The sequence below is a fragment of the Arsenicicoccus cauae genome (genome assembly GCF_009707125.1).
In the GTDB taxonomy this organism is placed as follows: Bacteria; Actinomycetota; Actinomycetes; order Actinomycetales; family Dermatophilaceae; genus Arsenicicoccus; species Arsenicicoccus cauae.
Window position 1 is genome coordinate 24,597 of the sequence record NZ_WLVL01000018.1, and the last position, 17,303, is coordinate 41,899.

General features: G+C 70.6%; 12 protein-coding genes. 5 read left to right on the forward strand and 7 right to left on the reverse strand.

Going from position 1 to position 17,303, the window contains the following annotated elements; translation table 11 throughout:
* Positions 1–63 precede the first annotated feature (63 nt).
* A complete protein-coding gene (locus GGG17_RS04390) occupies positions 64–2,580 on the reverse strand; it encodes a polyribonucleotide nucleotidyltransferase (RefSeq protein WP_154592570.1) in 2,517 nt (838 codons plus the stop codon).
* 190 nt (positions 2,581–2,770) lie between these two features.
* Positions 2,771–3,040 carry a 30S ribosomal protein S15 gene (rpsO, locus tag GGG17_RS04395; protein WP_154592571.1) on the reverse strand — a complete coding sequence of 90 codons (270 nt, stop codon included), beginning with the start codon at positions 3,038–3,040 and terminating at the stop codon, positions 2,771–2,773.
* A 317-nt stretch (positions 3,041–3,357) separates the two neighbouring features.
* Between rpsO and GGG17_RS04400 the strand changes: the two genes are divergently transcribed.
* Positions 3,358–5,763, forward strand: coding sequence for a putative bifunctional diguanylate cyclase/phosphodiesterase (locus GGG17_RS04400; protein ID WP_195849114.1), 2,406 nt, complete (start codon positions 3,358–3,360; stop codon positions 5,761–5,763).
* A gap of 114 nt (positions 5,764–5,877) precedes the next feature.
* Here the strand turns inward: GGG17_RS04400 and lpdA are convergent, their stop codons facing one another.
* Positions 5,878–7,275 carry a dihydrolipoyl dehydrogenase gene (gene lpdA, locus GGG17_RS04405; protein WP_154592573.1) on the reverse strand — a complete coding sequence of 466 codons (1,398 nt, stop codon included), beginning with the start codon at positions 7,273–7,275 and terminating at the stop codon, positions 5,878–5,880.
* 206 nt (positions 7,276–7,481) lie between these two features.
* On the opposite strand from lpdA, the gene GGG17_RS04410 reads away from it, so the two are divergent.
* Both GGG17_RS04410 and GGG17_RS04415 read left to right on the forward strand, forming a co-directional pair.
* A complete protein-coding gene (locus GGG17_RS04410; protein ID WP_154592574.1) occupies positions 7,482–9,746 on the forward strand; it encodes a carbon starvation CstA family protein in 2,265 nt (754 codons plus the stop codon).
* 13 nt (positions 9,747–9,759) lie between these two features.
* Entirely contained in the window at positions 9,760–9,951 is a 192-nt protein-coding gene (locus GGG17_RS04415; protein WP_288797910.1) for a YbdD/YjiX family protein, read from the forward strand.
* Between the two features lie 389 nt (positions 9,952–10,340).
* Here the strand turns inward: GGG17_RS04415 and ndk are convergent, their stop codons facing one another.
* The 4 genes from ndk to ileS form a co-directional block, all read right to left on the reverse strand.
* Positions 10,341–10,778, reverse strand: coding sequence for a nucleoside-diphosphate kinase (ndk, locus tag GGG17_RS04420; RefSeq protein WP_154592576.1), 438 nt, complete (start codon positions 10,776–10,778; stop codon positions 10,341–10,343).
* 70 nt (positions 10,779–10,848) lie between these two features.
* Positions 10,849–11,250 (reverse strand): DUF4233 domain-containing protein, encoded by a 402-nt coding sequence (locus GGG17_RS04425; protein WP_154592577.1) that lies wholly within the window; start codon positions 11,248–11,250, stop codon positions 10,849–10,851.
* Between the two features lie 8 nt (positions 11,251–11,258).
* Positions 11,259–12,701, reverse strand: coding sequence for a bifunctional folylpolyglutamate synthase/dihydrofolate synthase (locus GGG17_RS04430; protein WP_154592659.1), 1,443 nt, complete (start codon positions 12,699–12,701; stop codon positions 11,259–11,261).
* Between the two features lie 128 nt (positions 12,702–12,829).
* Positions 12,830–16,159 carry an isoleucine--tRNA ligase gene (gene ileS / locus GGG17_RS04435; RefSeq protein WP_154592660.1) on the reverse strand — a complete coding sequence of 1,110 codons (3,330 nt, stop codon included), beginning with the start codon at positions 16,157–16,159 and terminating at the stop codon, positions 12,830–12,832.
* Between the two features lie 382 nt (positions 16,160–16,541).
* On the opposite strand from ileS, the gene GGG17_RS04440 reads away from it, so the two are divergent.
* Together GGG17_RS04440 and GGG17_RS04445 are read left to right on the forward strand one after the other, a co-directional pair.
* A complete protein-coding gene (locus GGG17_RS04440) occupies positions 16,542–17,135 on the forward strand; it encodes a hypothetical protein (protein WP_154592578.1) in 594 nt (197 codons plus the stop codon).
* Positions 17,113–17,301, forward strand: a complete 189-nt coding sequence (locus GGG17_RS04445; RefSeq protein ID WP_154592579.1) for a hypothetical protein — start codon at positions 17,113–17,115, stop codon at positions 17,299–17,301. Before GGG17_RS04440 ends, GGG17_RS04445 begins: the two co-directional genes overlap by 23 nt.
* Positions 17,302–17,303: the final 2 nt, after the last annotated feature.

The window sequence follows — 17,303 nt, forward strand, 5'->3', positions numbered from 1 at the left end:
GGGCCGGTCACCCTGTGCGGGGTGACCGGCCCTCCCTGCTGAGCCGGACGCTCAGGCTGCGGCTCAGGCGTCCTCGGAGGACGGCGTGGCCTCGTTGCCCGTGTCGCTGGAGTCGGCGAGGCGGTCCGCCTCTGGCGTGCCCTGGCCCTCCTCGACGTCGCTGCGACGGCGACGGGTGCGCGAGCGCGGGCGGCGGTCGCCGTCGCCCTCGCCGCGCTCCCCGGAGCGCTCGCGGCGGGGCCCGCGGTCACCGTTGCGGTCACCACGGTCGCTGCGCTCGCTACCACGGTCGCTGCGCTCACCACCACGGTCACCGCGCTCCGGGCGGGAGGCCCTGGCCTCCTCCGCGGCAGCGGCGTTGGCGGCCTCCTGCTCCTCGGTCAGGACAGCGGCCAGCGAGAGCTTGCCGCGGGGGTCGATCTCCTTGAGCTCGACCTGGACCTTCTGGCCCACGCCGAGGACGTCCTCGACCGCATCGATGCGCTTGCCGCCGACGAGCTTGCGCACCTCGGAGATGTGCAGCAGGCCGTCCTTGCCGGGCAGCAGCGACACGAAGGCGCCGAAGGTCGTGGTCTTGACGACCGTCCCCAGGAAGCGCTCGCCGACCTCGGGCATCTGCGGGTTGGCGATGGCGTTGACGGCCGCGCGGGCCGCCTCGGCCGAGGGACCGTCGGTCGCGCCAATGTAGACGGTGCCGTCGTCCTCGATGGAGATGTCGGCGCCGGTCTCCTCCTGGATCTGGTTGATCATCTTGCCCTTGGGCCCGATGACCTCGCCGATCTTGTCGACCGGGACCTGGACGGCGATGACGCGCGGCGCGTGCGGGCTCATCTCGTCCGGCACGTCGATGGCCTCGGCCATGACGTCCAGGATGTGCAGGCGGGCGTCGCGAGCCTGGGTGAGGGCGCCACGGAGCACGGAGGCGGGGATGCCGTCGAGCTTGGTGTCGAGCTGGATCGCCGTGACGAACTCCTTGGTGCCGGCGACCTTGAAGTCCATGTCGCCGAAGGCGTCCTCGGCGCCGAGGATGTCGGTGAGCGCGGCGTACTGCGTCTCGCCGTCGATCTCGGCGGAGACCAGACCCATCGCGATGCCCGCGACCGCGGCGCGCAGCGGCACGCCGGCGTTGAGCAGCGAGAGGGTGGACGCGCAGACCGAGCCCATCGAGGTGGAGCCGTTGGAGCCCAGCGCCTCGGAGACCTGACGGATCGCGTAGGGGAACTCCTCGCGGGTCGGCAGGACCGGCATGAGAGCGCGCTCCGCGAGGGCGCCGTGACCGATCTCGCGCCGCTTGGGCGAGCCCACGCGGCCGGTCTCGCCGGTGGAGAACGGCGGGAAGTTGTAGTTGTGCATGTAGCGCTTGCGCGTCACCGGCGACAGCGAGTCGATCTGCTGCTCCATGCGGAGCATGTTGAGCGTGGTCACGCCCATGATCTGGGTCTCGCCGCGCTCGAAGATCGCGGAACCGTGCACGCGGGGCAGCACCTCGACCTCGGCGGACAGGGCCCGGATGTCAGCGAGCCCGCGGCCGTCGATGCGAACCTTGTCGCGCAGGATGCGCTCGCGGACGAGCTTCTTCTGCACGGCGCGGTAGGCCGCCGAGATCTCCTTGTCCCGCCCGTTCAGCGGCTGGTGCGCGGCGCCCAGCTCGGCCTTGAGACGCTCCTTGAGGGCGTCGAGCTTGTCCTCGCGCTCCTGCTTGCCGGCGATCGCGAGGAGGTCCTTGAGCTCGCCCTCGGCGGCCTGCGCGACGGCCTCGTAGGCGTCGTCCTCGTAGTCGAGGAAGATCGGGAACTCCTGGACCGGCTTGGCGGCCTGCGCGGCCAGCTCCTCCTGCGCGGTGCACAGGACGGCGATGAACTTCTTGGCGGCCTCGAGACCCTCGGCGACGACCTCCTCGGTCGGCGCCTGCTTGCCCTCGTTCTTGACCAGGTCCCAGGTGCTGTCGGTGGACTCGGCCTCGACCATCATGATGGCGACGTCGTCCTGGCCGTCCTTGGTGGTGACCTTGCGGCCGGCCACCACCATGTCGAAGACCGAGCGCTCGCTGTCGCTGAAGTTGGGGAAGGCGACCCACTGGCCGTCGATCAGGGAGACGCGGACGCCACCGATCGGCCCGGAGAAGGGCAGCCCGGAGATCTGCGTGGACGCGGACGCCGCGTTGATGGCGAGGACGTCGTACCGGTGGTCGGGGTGGATCGACAGGACGGTGATGACGACCTGGACCTCGTTGCGCAGCCCCTTCTTGAAGGTCGGGCGCAGCGGCCGGTCGATCAGGCGGCAGGTGAGGATCGCGTCGGTGCCGGGGCGACCCTCGCGGCGGAAGAACGAGCCGGGGATGCGGCCCGCGGCATACATGCGCTCCTCGACGTCCACGGTGAGGGGGAAGAAGTCGAACTGGTCCTTGGGGGACTTGCCCGCGACCGTGGTCGACAGCAGCGTGGTCTCGTCGTCGAGGTAGGCGGTCACGGACCCGGCGGCCTGCTTGGCGAGGCGGCCGGTCTCGAACCGGATCGTGCGGGTACCGAAGGGGCCGTTGTCGATCGTGGCCTCGGTGAACGTGATGTCTGGACCCTCCATGGGTCCTCCTTGTCTTCGCTTAGTCGCTGACCACATCGTCGTTGTGCGGCAGCGTGTCTCCATCTGTGCGTGAGCGGCGTCAGACGCCGCCACTCACACTACGGGCTATGAAGTTGTCAGCTCGCAGGTACGCCGGAGGGAGCGGTCCCCTGATCACTCAGGAGCCGCTCCCTCCGGTGCACGACGAGAGTTATCGACGCAGACCCAGACGCTTGATCAGCGCACGGTAGCGCTCGATGTCGGTGGCCTCGAGGTAGCGCAGCATGCGCTTGCGACGGCCGACGAGCAGCAGCAGACCACGACGGGAGTGGTGGTCGTGCTTGTGGGCCCGGGAGTGCTCGGTGAGGTCCTTGATGCGCTGCGTCAGCATCGCGATCTGCACCTCGGGAGAGCCGGTGTCGCCCTCGTGCGTGGCGTACTCGGTCATGATCTTCTTCTTGACGTCTGCCTCCAACGGCATGGCGCGACTCCTTCTCCTAGCAGCGCGGTGCCCCCGGGCTCATCCCGAGGGCGCTCTTGATCCGCGGCCGGTCCACGGCAAGGTCCAAGGCTATCAGCCGGGCACAGGAGGCCCTAATCGCGCCGATGTCGCCGGCACGGCCGTCCACGCCCTACACGGGCCCGTCCCCGTGCAGCGTGTAGCCCATCAAGTACGCTCAGTGATGTCTATAGTTACTTTCGACCCGCACGGGGATGAATCGGGAGGCGCCGGGAACACCCGGCACACGTCCCACCAGCCCCACCAGTCCGGCTCCGACCCGTATCGACAGGCCACCCATGAGCAGCGCGATCCCCGAGGTGACGCACGGCGCCGTCGGTGACCGCTCGGTGCCTGCGCCGCCGGAGGCCGGGCACTCGCCTCCGCCGCCATGGGCCAACACCCCGGCCTACCGCGTCTACTCCGTCCTGGCAGCCCTCGCGGGGGCCGCCTCGCTGGCGCTGACGGTGCGATTCCCCGGCCAGGTGCTCCCGACGTCCACGGTCTACGTGGCGGGGTGCGTGGTCGTCCTGGTGGTCGTGACCACGCTGATCCTGCGCGGCGTGCGCGTGCCGGGGACCCTGGTCGGGGACCTCCCCGAGGCCCTGCTCACCACTCCCCTGCTCGCGGTCGCCCCGCACTGGGGCTACGTCGTGGCCACCGTCGCCGTCACCCTGTGGACCTGCCTGCGCTGGCGCCTCACCCCCCTCGACACGACCTTCAACGTCGGCATCGCCGCGATCTCCAGCGCCGCCGCGACCGGCGCCTACCACCTCACCGGCGGCGCTGCGCCGCACCAGATGGCCTGGCCGGTGGTGGTCGCCGCGCTCGCCGGGGTCCTCACGCAGTACGCCCTCAGCGAGGTCGCCGTCTGGATCGGCTGCGTGCTGGACGGCAAGCGCGAGCACGCCCCGACCCTCACCAGCTCGGTCACCCGGGTCGTGCCGCAGCTCATGGCCATCGGGCTCGCGTCGTGCTCCGTCGCGCTGGGGGCCCAGGGCACCCCGCTGGGCGCCCTGCTCGGCCACGCCCTGCTCGCCATCGTGCTCGTGCACCTGTCCGTCCAGGGACGCTCGGCCAACCAGCGGTGGATCGCCGAGCAGCTCTACACCGCCAGCGAGCGCCTCCGCAGCCAGACCGAGGTGGACGACGTGCCGCACGTGCTCGCCGAGGAGCTCGCCACCCTGTGGCAGACCCACGACTGGGTCGTCACCGAGCAGCCCAGCCGCGGCCAGGAGGCCTATCGGATCGGCGAGGACCAGTACATCGCGCTCGCGCCGGGCCGCGCTGTGCTGCCCGGCCCCACCCGCCAGGCCTCCGCCGCCCTCGTCGACACCGCGGCCGAGGTCAGGCGCTCCCTGGAGTTCGAGCGCGAGCTGCGGTGGCGGGCCACCCGTGATGCGTTGACCGGGCTCGGCAACCGCCACCGCCTCTGGGACGCCCTCGACGAGCGCCTCCCGGCGGCCGGTCGCGGGGCGCCCCTCGTGCTCATGTCCCTCGACCTGGACACCTTCAAGGCCATCAACGACACCTACGGCCACACCGTCGGCGACCACCTCCTCGTCGCCGTCGCCCGTCGGCTGACCGAGCACTGCGCCCCCGAGGACGTCCTGGCCCGCATGGCCGGGGACGAGTTCGTCATCCTCTCGGACGCCGCCGAGCCGGGCGAGGCCGTCCGACGGGCTCAGGTGCTCCAGCACGCGATCTCCGAGCCGTTCACCCTCGACCAGAACGTCGTCAACGTGACCTGCTCCATCGGCGTGCACCACGTGTGTCAGCCGACCACCCGCGCCAACGCCCTGTCGGCGGCCGACGCGGCGCTGACGCGGGCCAAGAAGTCCGGCCGCGGCACCGTCACCATGGCCACGCAGGAGATCGTGCTCGAGGCGCGGCGCCTGCTGCGGCTCGACGCCGAGCTGCGCGCGGCCATGCATCACGGCGAGTTCACCCTCCACTACCAGCCGATCGTCGACGCAGCGAGCGGCGAGGCCTTCGCCGTTGAGGCCCTCCTGCGGTGGGAGCGCGAGGGGGTCGTGCAGATGAGCCCCGGCGAGTTCGTCCCCTACGCCGAGGAGTCCGGGCTCATCTCGACGATCGGCCTGTGGGTGATGCGCCGTGCCTGCCTGCAGGTCAACGCCTGGAACCGCGCCAACCGACCCGACCGCCCCCTCCGCGTGACCGTCAACATCTCGACCGTCCACATCGCCCAGCCGACCTTCGTCGACGACGTCCGGCAGATCCTCGAGGACATCGGCTTCCCGCCCGAGCTGCTCATCCTCGAGGTGACCGAGACCTTCGCCACCCTGGACCTCGCGGCCTCCGTGTGCATCGGCACCGCGCTGAGCGAGGTGGGCGTCTCGCTGTGGCTGGACGACTTCGGGACGGGCTACTCCTCCTTGGAGTACCTCCGCCAGCTGCCCGTCGAGGTGGTCAAGCTCGACCGGTCCTTCCTCACCGACATCAGCACCGACCCCGGCGCCCGCCGCTTCATCGCCTCGATCGTCCAGCTGTGCCGCTCCATCGGACGTGAGCCCCTCGCCGAGGGCGTGGAGCAGGAGCAGCAGCGCCAGGTCCTGCTCGACCTCGGCTGCTCGGCGATGCAGGGCTACCTGTTCGCGCGTCCCGTCCCGGTCGAGCACCTCGTCGACGCCGTCCGGCCCCTCCCGCCGCAGGCCCGCGACGCCGACGGCGGACGCACCGCCTGAGCCGGGCCCCCTCACCTCGGTGAGCGTGGCGGGTCCCGTATGCCGGAAGGCGGGTGCCCGCGATGGGGCGACCCGCCTTCCGGCATACGGCATCCGGCCCGTGAGGGCGGACCGTCACAGGTTGATCATGTGTCCCGCGATGCCGTGCAGGGCCTCCTTGACCGCCTCGCCCAGGGTGGGGTGGGCAAAGACCACCCGGGAGACCTCGTCGGCGGTGAGGTCCCAGGTCTGCGCCGCGTTGAGGGCGGGGAGCAGCTCGGTCACGTCCGGGCCGATCATGTGGGCGCCGAGGATCTCGTTGTACTTGGCGTCCGCGACGATCTTGACGAAGCCGACGCCGTCGCCGAGGCCCATCGCCTTGCCGTTGGCCGAGAACGGGAACGACGCGGTCTTGACCTCGTGGCCGGCGTCCTTGGCCTGCTGCTCGGACAGCCCCATCGAGCCGATCTGCGGGTGGCAGTAGGTCGCCCGCGGGATGAAGCGGTAGTCGATCGGCATGGTCTCGGCGCCGGCGATGGTCTCGGCGGCCACGATGCCCTGCGCCTCGGCCACGTGCGCGAGCATCAGCTTGGCGGTGACGTCGCCGATGGCGTAGACGCCGTCGACGTTGGTACGCATGTAGTCGTCGATCTCGATGGCACCGCGCTCGGTGAGCCTCACGCCGGCCGCCTCCAGGCCGTAGCCCTCGGTGCGGGGGGCGAAGCCGATCGCGGAGAGGAGCTTGTCGGCCTCCAGCACCTGCTGGTCGCCGCCCTTGGCGGGGCTGACCGTGACCTTGACGCCGGAGCCGGTGTCCTCGACGGACTCGACCTTGGTGCCCAGCATGACCTTCACGCCGAGCTTCTTGTAGTGCTTGAGCAGCTCCTTGGACACGTCCGCGTCCTCGGTCGGGACCATACGGTCCAGGAACTCCACGATGGTCACGTCGACGCCGAAGTTCTTCATGACGTAGGCGAACTCGACGCCGATGGCGCCGGACCCGGCGATGATGATCGAGCCGGGGAGCCCGTCGTCGAGGATCTGCTCCTCGTAGGTCACGACGTTCTGGGAGACCTCGACGCCCGGGAGCATCCGGGTCACGGCACCGGCCGCGATGATCAGGTTGTCGAAGGTGATGCTCCTGGTCTCGCCGCCCTCGACCGCGACGTCCATGGACCTCGCGCCGGTGAGGGTGCCCCAGCCGTCGATCTCGGTGATCTTGTTCTTCTTCATCAGGAAGTGGACACCCTTGACGATGCCCGCGGAGACCTGGCGGCTGCGCGCGTGGGTCGGGCCGTAGGACATGGTGGCGTCGCCCTCGATGCCGTACTTCTTCTTGTCGTGGGTCAGGGTGTGCGCCAGCTCGGCGTTCTTCAGCAGCGCCTTGGAGGGGATGCACCCGACGTTGAGGCAGACTCCGCCCCAGTACTTCTTCTCGACGACCGCGACCTTCTTGCCGAGCTGGGAGGCTCGGATCGCCGCGACATACCCACCCGGGCCGGCGCCCAGGACCACCACATCGAAGTCAGCCATGGGCCCTACCCTACCCATTCCGTCGAAGGCGTCGTCCTGCCTCGCGGCGCATAACGATCCACCACCATTGGGCCCGGTGACCCGCATGGTCCTCCCTGCGCCCCGCACCGGGTCGCTAGCGTCACCATGGGGCGTCCGCCGCCCACCCCCTCCCCCTACCTCCCTGCAGGGCAGCCGGAGCACATCGAGAAAGACAGGAGACCCGGATGACCGTCAACGACGACCGCGTCCGCGCCGTGCGGAACGATCCCGACCTGCCCCCCGTGGCGGTCGAGGAACCATTCAGCCCGACGCCCGTCAAGAAGGGCGTCCTCGCCCTCATCGCCCTGGCCGCCGCCATCGGCTGGGTCATGCTGGCCGTGGTGCGCGGCGAGCACGTCAATGCCGTCTGGTTCGTGCTCGCGGCCGTGGGCAGCTATGTCATTGCGCTCACGTTCTACGCCCGCCTCATCGAGTACAAGGTGCTGCGGCCGCGCGACACCCGCGCCACGCCCGCCGAGGAGCTCAGCAACGGCAAGGACTTCATGCCGACCGACCGCCGCGTGCTGTTCGGCCACCACTTCGCGGCCATCGCCGGCGCCGGCCCCCTCGTCGGCCCCGTGCTCGCCTCCCAGATGGGCTACCTGCCCGGCACGCTGTGGATCATCCTCGGCGTCATCTTCGCCGGCGCGGTCCAGGACTACATGGTCCTGCACATCTCGATCCGCCGCCGGGGGCGCTCGCTCGGCCAGATGGCCCGCGACGAGCTTGGTCAGGTCGGCGGCTGGGCCGCCATCCTCGGCGTGCTCTCGATCATGATCATCCTCATCGCCGTGCTCGGCATCGTCGTCATCGGCGCGCTCGCCGAGTCGCCCTGGGGCGTCTTCTCCATCGCGATGACGATCCCGATCGCGCTGTTCATGGGCGTCTACCTGCGCTTCCTGCGCCCGGGCAAGGTCAACGAGGTCTCGATCCTCGGCGTCGCGCTGCTGCTGCTGGCCGTCGTCTCCGGGTCGTGGGTGGCCGAGTCGAGCTGGGGCGCCGAGCTGTTCACGCTGTCGCCACGGGCGCTGGCGCTGTGGCTGTGCGTCTACGGCTTTGCGGCGTCCGTGCTGCCGGTCTGGCTGCTGCTCGCACCGCGCGACTACCTGTCGACGTTCATGAAGGTCGGCACCATCGCCGTGCTCGCCCTCGGCATCGTCCTCACCGCCCCGCAGATCCAGATGCCAGCGGTGACGCAGTTCGCGCACACCGGGACCGGGCCCGCCTTCGCCGGCAACCTGTTCCCGTTCCTGTTCATCACCATTGCCTGCGGGTCCATCTCGGGCTTCCACGCGCTCATCAGCTCGGGCACGACGCCCAAGCTGATCGAGAAGGAGTCCCAGGCCCGGATCATCGGCTACGGCGGGATGCTGACCGAGTCCTTCGTCGCGATCATGGCGCTCATCACCGCCTGCATCCTCGACCAGCACCTCTACTTCGTCATGAACGCCCCCAAGGGCGTCACCGGCGGCACCCCCGAGACCGCGGCGACCTGGGTCAACTCCCTGCCGCTGCACTCCCCCGGCGGTGGGCCGCTCGAGCCCGCCACCGCCGACAAGATCGCGCAGGCGGCTGCCGACGTGCAGGAGAAGTCCATCGTCTCCCGCACCGGTGGCGCCCCAACCCTGGCATTCGGGATGTCGCAGGTCATGTCCTTCTTCGGCGGAGCCGGGATGAAGGCCTTCTGGTACCACTTCGCCGTGATGTTCGAGGCGTTGTTCATCCTCACCACCATCGACGCCGGCACCCGCGTCGCCCGGTTCATGTTCTCCGACGCGATCGGCAACATCCCCGGCCTCTCGAAGTTCAAGGACCCCTCCTGGCGCGTCGGCGCGTGGGTGTGCTCGGCGATCGTCGTGCTCGGCTGGGGCTCGATCCTCGTCATGGGCGTCACCGACCCGCTGGGCGGCATCAACACGCTGTTCCCGCTCTTCGGCATCGCCAACCAGCTGCTGGCCTGCATCGCCCTGTGCCTGGTCTTCACCGTCGTGATGAAGATGGGCCTGTTCCGCTGGGCGTGGATCCCGGGCCTGCCGCTCGTCTGGCTGCTCACGGTCACGCTCTCGGCGTCGTACCAGAAGATCTTCAGCAGCACCCCGGCCATCGGCTACTGGGCCAACCACGACAAGTACGTCAAGGCCCACGAGGCCGGCAAGGTCGTCGCCCCCGCCAAGTCGGCCGCCGACATGGAGGCCGTCATCCGCAACACCGTCGTCCAGGAGGTGCTGTCGGTCCTGTTCGCCGTCCTCGTGATCTTGGTCGTGCTCGCGACCATCTGGATGGCGATCAAGGCGTCGCGCGCTGGCGGGCTGCCCACCAGCGAGGAGCCGGACGTCCCGTCCCGGATCTTCGCCCCCAAGGGCTTCCTGCCGACGCCTGCGGAGAAGGCGATCTACGCTGAGTGGAAGGCCGCCGGCCTCGACCCCTCGCCCCAGGGTGTCCACCACTGACGGAGGGCATCACGTGCAGACGCTCGGCAAGACCCTCAGCGCCGCCCGGTGGTACTGGCGCGGCGTGACCGGCGCGGACGCCTACGAGCGCTACGTCGACCACCTGCGTCGGACCCACCCCGGTGCGCCGATCCCCACGGAGCGGGACTTCTGGCGGCAGAAGTACGCCGACCAGGAGCGCCACCCCACCAGCCGCTGCTGCTGAGCAGCGGCCCCGGCTGACGGCCCGTCACCCACGAGGGTGGCGGGCCGTCCGGCATACTGGCCCGATCCCTGCAAGCGCACGAGAGTCCGCGTCCGGCAGCGCACCGGGATGCGCCGGCGCCGGGTCGCGGAGCAGTACACCGCGGACGTCGAGGCCTATGTCGCCGCCGGGGGCGACGACATGGTCCAGCGGGTCATCACGGCGGTCAACCGCCTCGCCAAGCAGCTGGACCGCTGGTATGACGCGCAGCTCGCCGTCTTCCATGACCCACCGCCTCGACAAGATGGTCGACAAGGGCTGGTGCCACGCGACCCCGACCCGGACAACCGCTCGCGCGTGCTGATCACGCTGTCACGCGGGCCCGGAGTCGTCGACCGGCCAGAGCGCGCTCAGGCGCCCTGGCCCCCGAACCAGATGCCGATCTCGCGCTCGGCGGACTCCGCGGAGTCCGAGCCGTGGACGATGTTCTTCTGCACGCCCGGGCCCCAGTCGCGGCCGAGGTCGCCGCGGATCGTGCCGGGCGCGGCCTTGGTCGGGTCGGTGGCGCCGGCCAGCGACCGGAAGCCCTCGATGCAGCGGTCGCCCTCGACGACAGCGGCGGTGACGGGGCCGGAGGACATGAACTCCAGCAGCGGCTCGTAGAACGGCTTGCCCTCGTGCTCGGCGTAGTGCTGCGCCAGGCGCTCGCGGTCGGGCGTGAGGATCTGCAGCTGGGCCAGCGTGTAGCCCTTGGCCTCGATGCGGCGGAGCACCTCGCCGGTGAGTCCGCGCTCGAACCCGTCCGGCTTGACGAGGACGAGGGTGCGCTCGGTGGTGGTCTCAGTCATGGCCACACCCTATCGACCGCCCGAGCCCCCCGGCGGCCGAGGCATCGACGCGCCACGAGTGCGGACGGGCTCAGGTGGCGGAGGGGCCGGTGCTGCTCTCGGCGTCGTGCCGGCGGCGCGCCTCGTCCGCGAGGTCGTCGATCTTGTGCCCCTGGACGAGGGCGACCACCCACAGGCCGCAGAAGATCACGAACACCCAGAACATCATCGGCACCACGAGCGCCGACACGAGCGTCGCCAGGTGCAGGAACCAGCCGAGGGTCACGCCCCACGGGCGGCGCAGCATCCCGGCGTCGACGACGCAGAGCACCGCGAGGATCGAGCCGAGGACCAGCCAGGTCGTGCCCGACCCGCCCTCGGTGCGGTCCAACGACATGGCGACCAGCGCGCCGAAGAAGACGACGACCGACTCGGACGCGATGACGGCCGCGAGCAGGCGTCGGGTGAGGGCGCGCGGGACGCCGTGGAGCATCAGACCTCTCACGCGCTGGTCACCCCGAGGAGCATGCGGGCCTCGGCGGCGGTGGTCACCGAGCCGGTGACGACGACCCCGGCTCCGGCCCCGCCGGCCATGGCGTCGGCCTCGGCGAGCGCCGCGGCCTGCTCGAGCGCGTCCGGCAGGGACTCGACGACCGTGACCCGGTCGTCGCCGAAGATCTCGCGGGCCAGGCGTCCGAGCGCCCTCGGCGAGAGGGCCCGCGGTGACGTCGAGCGCGTGACGACGACCTCGTCGAAGGCTGGTTCGAGCTCCTCGAGGATGCCCAGCACGTCCTTGTCCTCGAGGATCGCGAGGACCCCGATGAGACGGGTGAACGCGAACGAGTCGCTCAGCGCGAGGCGCAGCGACCGGGCCCCCTGGGGGTTGTGCGCGGCGTCCACGATGACGGTGGGGCTGCGACGCACGATCTCCAGACGTCCGGGTGAGCTGGCCCGGGCGAACGCCGCACGGACGACCTCGGGGTCCAACGCCTGCTCGCCCCCACCGATGAAGGCCTCGACCGCCGCCAGCGCCAGCGCGGCGTTGCCCGCCATGTGCTCGCCGTAGAGGGGCAGGAGGATGTCGGGGTACTCCCCCGCCAGCCCCTTGATCGTGAGGAGCTGGCCCCCGACCGCCTGGTCGCGGGCGACGACCTCGAGCTCCTGCCCGGCCCAGGCGATCTGGGCGCCGACCTGCTCAGCCCGCTCGACCAGGACCTCGACGACCTCGGGCTCCTGCTCGGCGCTGATGGTGATGGCGCCGGCCTTGATGATCCCGGACTTCTCGGAGGCGATGTCCTCGAGGGTGTCGCCGAGGAACTTCTGGTGGTCGATGCCGATCGGGGTGATGACGCTGACCTGACCGTCGGCGATGTTGGTGGCGTCCCAGCTGCCGCCGAGCCCCACCTCGACGACCGCGACGTCCACGGGTGCGTCGGCGAAGGCGGCATACGCGACGGCCACGATGACCTCGAAGTAGCCCATGGGCCGGCCGCCCTCGGCGACGCTGCGCCCGTCGACCATCTCGACGAACGGCAGGACGTCGTCGTAGGCCGCGACGAAGCGCTCCGGGCTGATCGGCTGACCGCCGATGGCGATCCGCTCCCGTATGTCGTGCAGGTGCGGCGACGTGAATCGCCCTGTCGTCAGGCCGTGCTCGGTCAGCAGCGTCTCGATCAGCCGGGTGGTGCTCGTCTTGCCGTTGGTGCCCGTCAGGTGGATCACCGGGAACGTCCGCTGCGGGTCGCCGAGCAGCTCCATGACCGCCTGGATGCGGTCGAGCGAGGGGGTGACGTCGTTCTCGGGGATGCGCCCGAGGATGTCCCGCTCGATCTCGCGCATCCGCTTGGCCGTCGCGAGCCGCTCGGCGGCGTCGCGCTGCGCCGCGTCGGGGCGACCGCTGCGGGCCACGGCACGCTCGCCCGGGCCCAGCGGGTCCAGACCCATCAGCTCGTTGAGGTCCTCGTTGCCCGAGAGGTCGACGGCGTCGTGGCCGTCGGTCTCCTCGGTGCCGTCGGTGCCCTCGTAGACGCCATAGCCGTCGCGGTCGTCGGGCAGGTCGTGCCGGTCGTTGCTCACGGGAGCCTCTTCACCAGGATGCGTGCGTGGTAGCCGTCGCCGACCTCGACCTCGGTGACGCCGTCACCGTCGATCGCGAGCAGGTTGGGCGCGGAGCCGAACTGGCTGGCCAGGGTCTCCTCGACGAGCAGGTCCTGGTGGTGGACCGTCGCGTCGTAGACCTCCTGGGCGCCGGTGACCGTCAACGAGATCCGGTCGGACACCTCGAAGCCGGCGTCGCGACGCGCCTGCTGGACGGCGCGGACGAGGTCGCGCGCCACGCCCTCGCGCGCGAGCTCGGGGGTGACCTCGGTGTCGAGGACCACGAAGCCGCCGCCGGGCAGCATGGCCGTCGCGTGGTGGTCCGGGCCGTCGCCCGCGCTCACCGTCTCGAGGGTGAACTCGCCCTCGTGCAGCTCGAGACCACCGGCGGTGACGACGCCGTCGGAGGCGACCGACCAGTCGCCGGACTTCGAGCCCTTGATGGCGCGCTGCACGTCCTTGCCGAGCCGGGGACCAGCGGCGCGCGCGTTGACCGTGAGGCGCTGCGAGATGCCGAAGTCCTCCTCGCTGACCTCCCCCACGTCGCGCAGCGTGACCTCGCGGACGTTGACCTCGTCCCTGACGATGTCGGCGAAGGCGGCGAGACCGGCGGCGTCCTCGGTGACCACGGTGAGGTCGGCGAGGGGCAGGCGGACGCGGAGGTTCTGGGCCTTGCGCAGCGAGGACGCCACCGAGCAGATGTCGCGGGCGCGGTCCATGCGCGCGACCAGCTCGTGGTCGCTCGGCAGCTGCGTGGCGTCCGGCCAGTCGGTCAGGTGGACCGAGCGGCCGCCGGTGAGGCCGCGCCAGATCTCCTCGGTGACCAGCGGCAGCAGCGGCGCGCAGGTGCGGGTGACGACCTCGAGGCAGGTGTAGAGCGTGTCGAACGCCTGCGTGGTCGCCTCGCGGTCGGCACCACCGGTGTCCCAGAAGCGCTCCCGCGAGCGGCGGACGTACCAGTTGGTCAGCACGTCCAGGAAGCCGCGCATGGTCTCGCAGGCGGACGCGACGTCATACGCGTCCATCTGCTGCTGCATCGCCTCCACGAACTCCCGCAGCTTGGCCAGCAGGTAGCGGTCGAGCAGGTCCCTGGAGCCGGTCGACCAGTGCGCCTCGTAGCCGCGCCCGCCGTCGAAGGCGTTGGCGTAGAGCGTGAAGAAGTACCAGGTGTTCCACAGCGGGATGAGGACCTGACGGACCCCGTCGCGGATGCCCTTCTCGGTGACGATCAGGTTGCCGCCGCGCAGGATCGGGCTGGACATGAGGAACCAGCGCATCGCATCGGCGCCGTCCCGGTCGAAGACCTCGGACACGTCCGGGTAGTTGCGCAGCGACTTGCTCATCTTGGCGCCGTCCGAGCCGAGGACGATGCCGTGAGAGACGCAGCTGCTGAAGGCGGGTCGGTCGAACAGCGCCGTCGCGAGGATGTGCAGCGTGTAGAACCAGCCGCGCGTCTGCCCGATGTACTCGACGATGAAGTCGCCCGGGAAGTGGTGCTCGAACCACTCGGCGTTCTCGAAGGGGTAGTGCACCTGGGCGAAGCTCATCGACCCGGAGTCGAACCACACGTCCAGGACGTCCTCGACGCGGCGCATCGTGCTCTGGCCGGTCGGGTCGTCGGGGTTGGGCCGGGTCAGCTCGTCCACGAACGGACGGTGCAGATCAGGCTCGCCGTCGTGGTTGCGGGGCACCCGGCCGAAGTCGCGCTCGATCTCCTCGAAGGAGCCGTAGACGTCGATGCGTGGGTACGCGGGGTCATCGGATCGCCACACGGGGACCGGGCTGCCCCAGAAGCGGTTTCGCGTGATCGACCAGTCGCGGGCGTTCTCCAGCCACTTGCCGAACTGCCCGTGCTTGATGTGCTCGGGGGTCCAGGAGATCTGCTCGTTGAGCTCGAGCATGCGGTCCTTGAACGCCGTGACCTCGACGAACCAGCTCGACACGCCCTTGTAGATCAGCGGCTGACGGCAGCGCCAGCAGTGCGGGTAGGAGTGGTCGTAGGTCTCGCGGCGCACGAGGACGGTCCCCTCGGTCGCCGCCCCGGTCTCCCCCTCGCCGCGCGTGGCGGCCTTGAGGTGGTCCATGACGTGCGGGTTGGCGTCGAAGACGAGCATCCCGGCGTAGTCGACGACGGGGTGGGTGAACCGGCCGTCGGCGCCCACGGGCATGACGGGCTCGATGCCCTCACGGTCGGTCACGACCTTGTCGTCCTCGCCGAACGCGCCGGCCGTGTGCACGAGCCCCGAGCCGTCGGTGGTCGTGACGAACTCCGCCTCGACGATGCGGAAGGCGTTGTCGTGCCCCAGGTAGTAGGAGAAGGGCGGCTGGTAGTGGTGGCCCGCGAGCTCGGACCCCTTGAGCCGCTTGACGATCCGCGACCCGACGTCGCCCTTGGGGTCGCCGGTCAGCTCCCGGGCGTAGGACGCGAGCCGCGCCTCGGCGAAGACATAGCGCTCGGTGCTGCCCGTGGGGACGTCCGACTCGACCACGACGTAGTCGATGTCCCCGCCGACCATGATCGCGAGGTTGGACGGCAGGGTCCACGGCGTGGTGGTCCAGACGACGGCCAGCGCCCCGTCGAGGTCGTCGTCCGGGCCGTTGCCCTCGATCCGCAGGCCCACCGTGACGGCCGGGTCCTGGCGCACCTGGTAGACGTCGTCGTCCATGCGCAGCTCGTGGTTGGACAGGGGGGTCTGGTCGTTCCAGCAGTAGGGCAGGACGCGGAAGCCCTCGTAGATCAGGCCCTTGTCGTAGAGCGTCTTGAACGCCCAGAGGACGCTCTCCATGTAGTCCGGGTTGAGCGTCTTGTAGTCGTTGTCGAAGTCGACCCACCGCGCCTGGCGCGTGACGTAGTCCTGCCACTCGTCGGTGAACGTCAGGACGGACTCGCGGCACTTGGCGTTGAACGCGTCGATGCCGAGCTCGACGATCTCGTCCTTGGTCTTGATGCCGAGCTGGCGCATGGCCTCGAGCTCGGCGGGCAGGCCGTGCGTGTCCCAGCCGAAGCGCCGCTCGACATGCCGGCCGCGCATCGTCTGGTAGCGCGGCACGATGTCCTTGACGTAGCCCGTCAGCAGGTGGCCGTAGTGCGGCAGGCCGTTGGCGAAGGGCGGGCCGTCGTAGAAGACGAACTCGTTGGCGCCGTCCTCCCCCAAGGGCCGGTTGGCCACCGACGCCTGGAAGGTCCCGTCCTCGTCCCAGTAGCGCAGGATGCGCTCCTCGATCTCCGGGAAGCGCGGGCTCGGGACCACGCCGGAGGGCGCGGCGGGCAGCTGCGGGTCGGTGGAGACCTTGGGGTAGGTCATGGGTGGGGCTCCCTGGGGACGAGTCGCGGTGATCCGGACGGTGCTGATCACGAGGACGATCGCGCCGTGCGGCGCTCCCGCGGTGCCACCTCGCTTGCCGGGCACGGGATCTCGTCATACGGGGCTCGTATGACGACCGCGGCCGGCCGCTCTGGTCGAAGGCTGTGACGGGCCCACCCGTCCGGGTCTAGTAGGCGCTGCGCTGGTGGCGGAGCGCCGTTCTTCCGGAGACTCGCCGGTGATAGCGGCTCAGACGTCTGTGGCCCCAGTCTATCGGAGACCGCAGGGACACCTCGAATCCCCACCTCTCGCTACTGTGTGCCAATGCGGTCACCTGCTTGCTGCTAGCCCAATCGCGAGTCCTGGCAATGGAATTGACCCGATGGCCAGGGTCGGCCTGGCAGCCGGGAGGTGGTGGCGGATGGACGTGGAGCAGCTCCTGGGAGCGCCTGACGTGACCGCCGCCGTCGAGGCCCTCCTCGTCGCCGTGGCCGACGCGTATGCCGCCGCGCAGGCCCGCTCCGGGTCGCCGGTCTCGCCGCGGACACCCCCTGAACGCGCGAGTCTCGCGCGCCTGGTCACCGCCGAGCGCGCGGTGGGGCTGCTCGCCGCCGAGGGCCTGGTCGCGCACGAGAGCCTCGTCGCGGCGATCGCCGACGAGGTCGAGGTCGAGCACTGCTCCCTCGGGCGCCCGTCCGCCCGGTCGCGGGTCCTGGACGACGCACGCGTCCTGGCGGGCGACGAGATCGTGGCCGCGACGGGGCTGGGGGTGCACGAGGTCCGGCGTCGCTCACGGGGGGTCACCGCTCCCCCGGTGGTGCGCGAGCGCCTGCTGAAGCGATGCGCACGGGGTCCGCGACGCTGCAGCGCGCGACCACGGTGGTCGACGAGGTGTGCTCGAGCAGCCTGCCCGCGCGAGGTCGACGCCCTCCCCGACGCGGCGGCGGCCCGGCGTGCCCGCCTCGGTCGCGCGTGACATCGCCCTGCGCCCGGGGACCGTCGGGCACCGCCTGGTCCACGACCCGGTCACGGGGGTCGCCATGGACCGGACCGCGAGCGGCTATCGCATCCCGCAGGGCCTGCGAGACGACGTGGTGGCCCGGGACGTGACCTGCCGGGCGCCCGGGTGCGCGCAGGGGTGACC

Bases quoted from the DNA above. Each gene is read 5' to 3' on its own strand.
- ileS (WP_154592660.1), bottom strand. From the start codon at position 16,159: ATGACCTACCCCAAGGTCTCCACCGACCCGCAGCTGCCCGCCGCGCCC.
- GGG17_RS04440 (WP_154592578.1), top strand. From the start codon at position 16,542: ATGGCCAGGGTCGGCCTGGCAGCCGGGAGGTGGTGGCGGATGGACGTG.
- rpsO (WP_154592571.1), bottom strand. From the start codon at position 3,040: ATGCCGTTGGAGGCAGACGTCAAGAAGAAGATCATGACCGAGTACGCC.
- GGG17_RS04430 (WP_154592659.1), bottom strand. From the start codon at position 12,701: ATGGGTCTGGACCCGCTGGGCCCGGGCGAGCGTGCCGTGGCCCGCAGC.
- GGG17_RS04425 (WP_154592577.1), bottom strand. From the start codon at position 11,250: ATGCTCCACGGCGTCCCGCGCGCCCTCACCCGACGCCTGCTCGCGGCC.
- GGG17_RS04390 (WP_154592570.1), bottom strand. From the start codon at position 2,580: ATGGAGGGTCCAGACATCACGTTCACCGAGGCCACGATCGACAACGGC.
- GGG17_RS04410 (WP_154592574.1), top strand. From the start codon at position 7,482: ATGACCGTCAACGACGACCGCGTCCGCGCCGTGCGGAACGATCCCGAC.
- GGG17_RS04400 (WP_195849114.1), top strand. From the start codon at position 3,358: ATGAGCAGCGCGATCCCCGAGGTGACGCACGGCGCCGTCGGTGACCGC.
- lpdA (WP_154592573.1), bottom strand. From the start codon at position 7,275: ATGGCTGACTTCGATGTGGTGGTCCTGGGCGCCGGCCCGGGTGGGTAT.
- ndk (WP_154592576.1), bottom strand. From the start codon at position 10,778: ATGACTGAGACCACCACCGAGCGCACCCTCGTCCTCGTCAAGCCGGAC.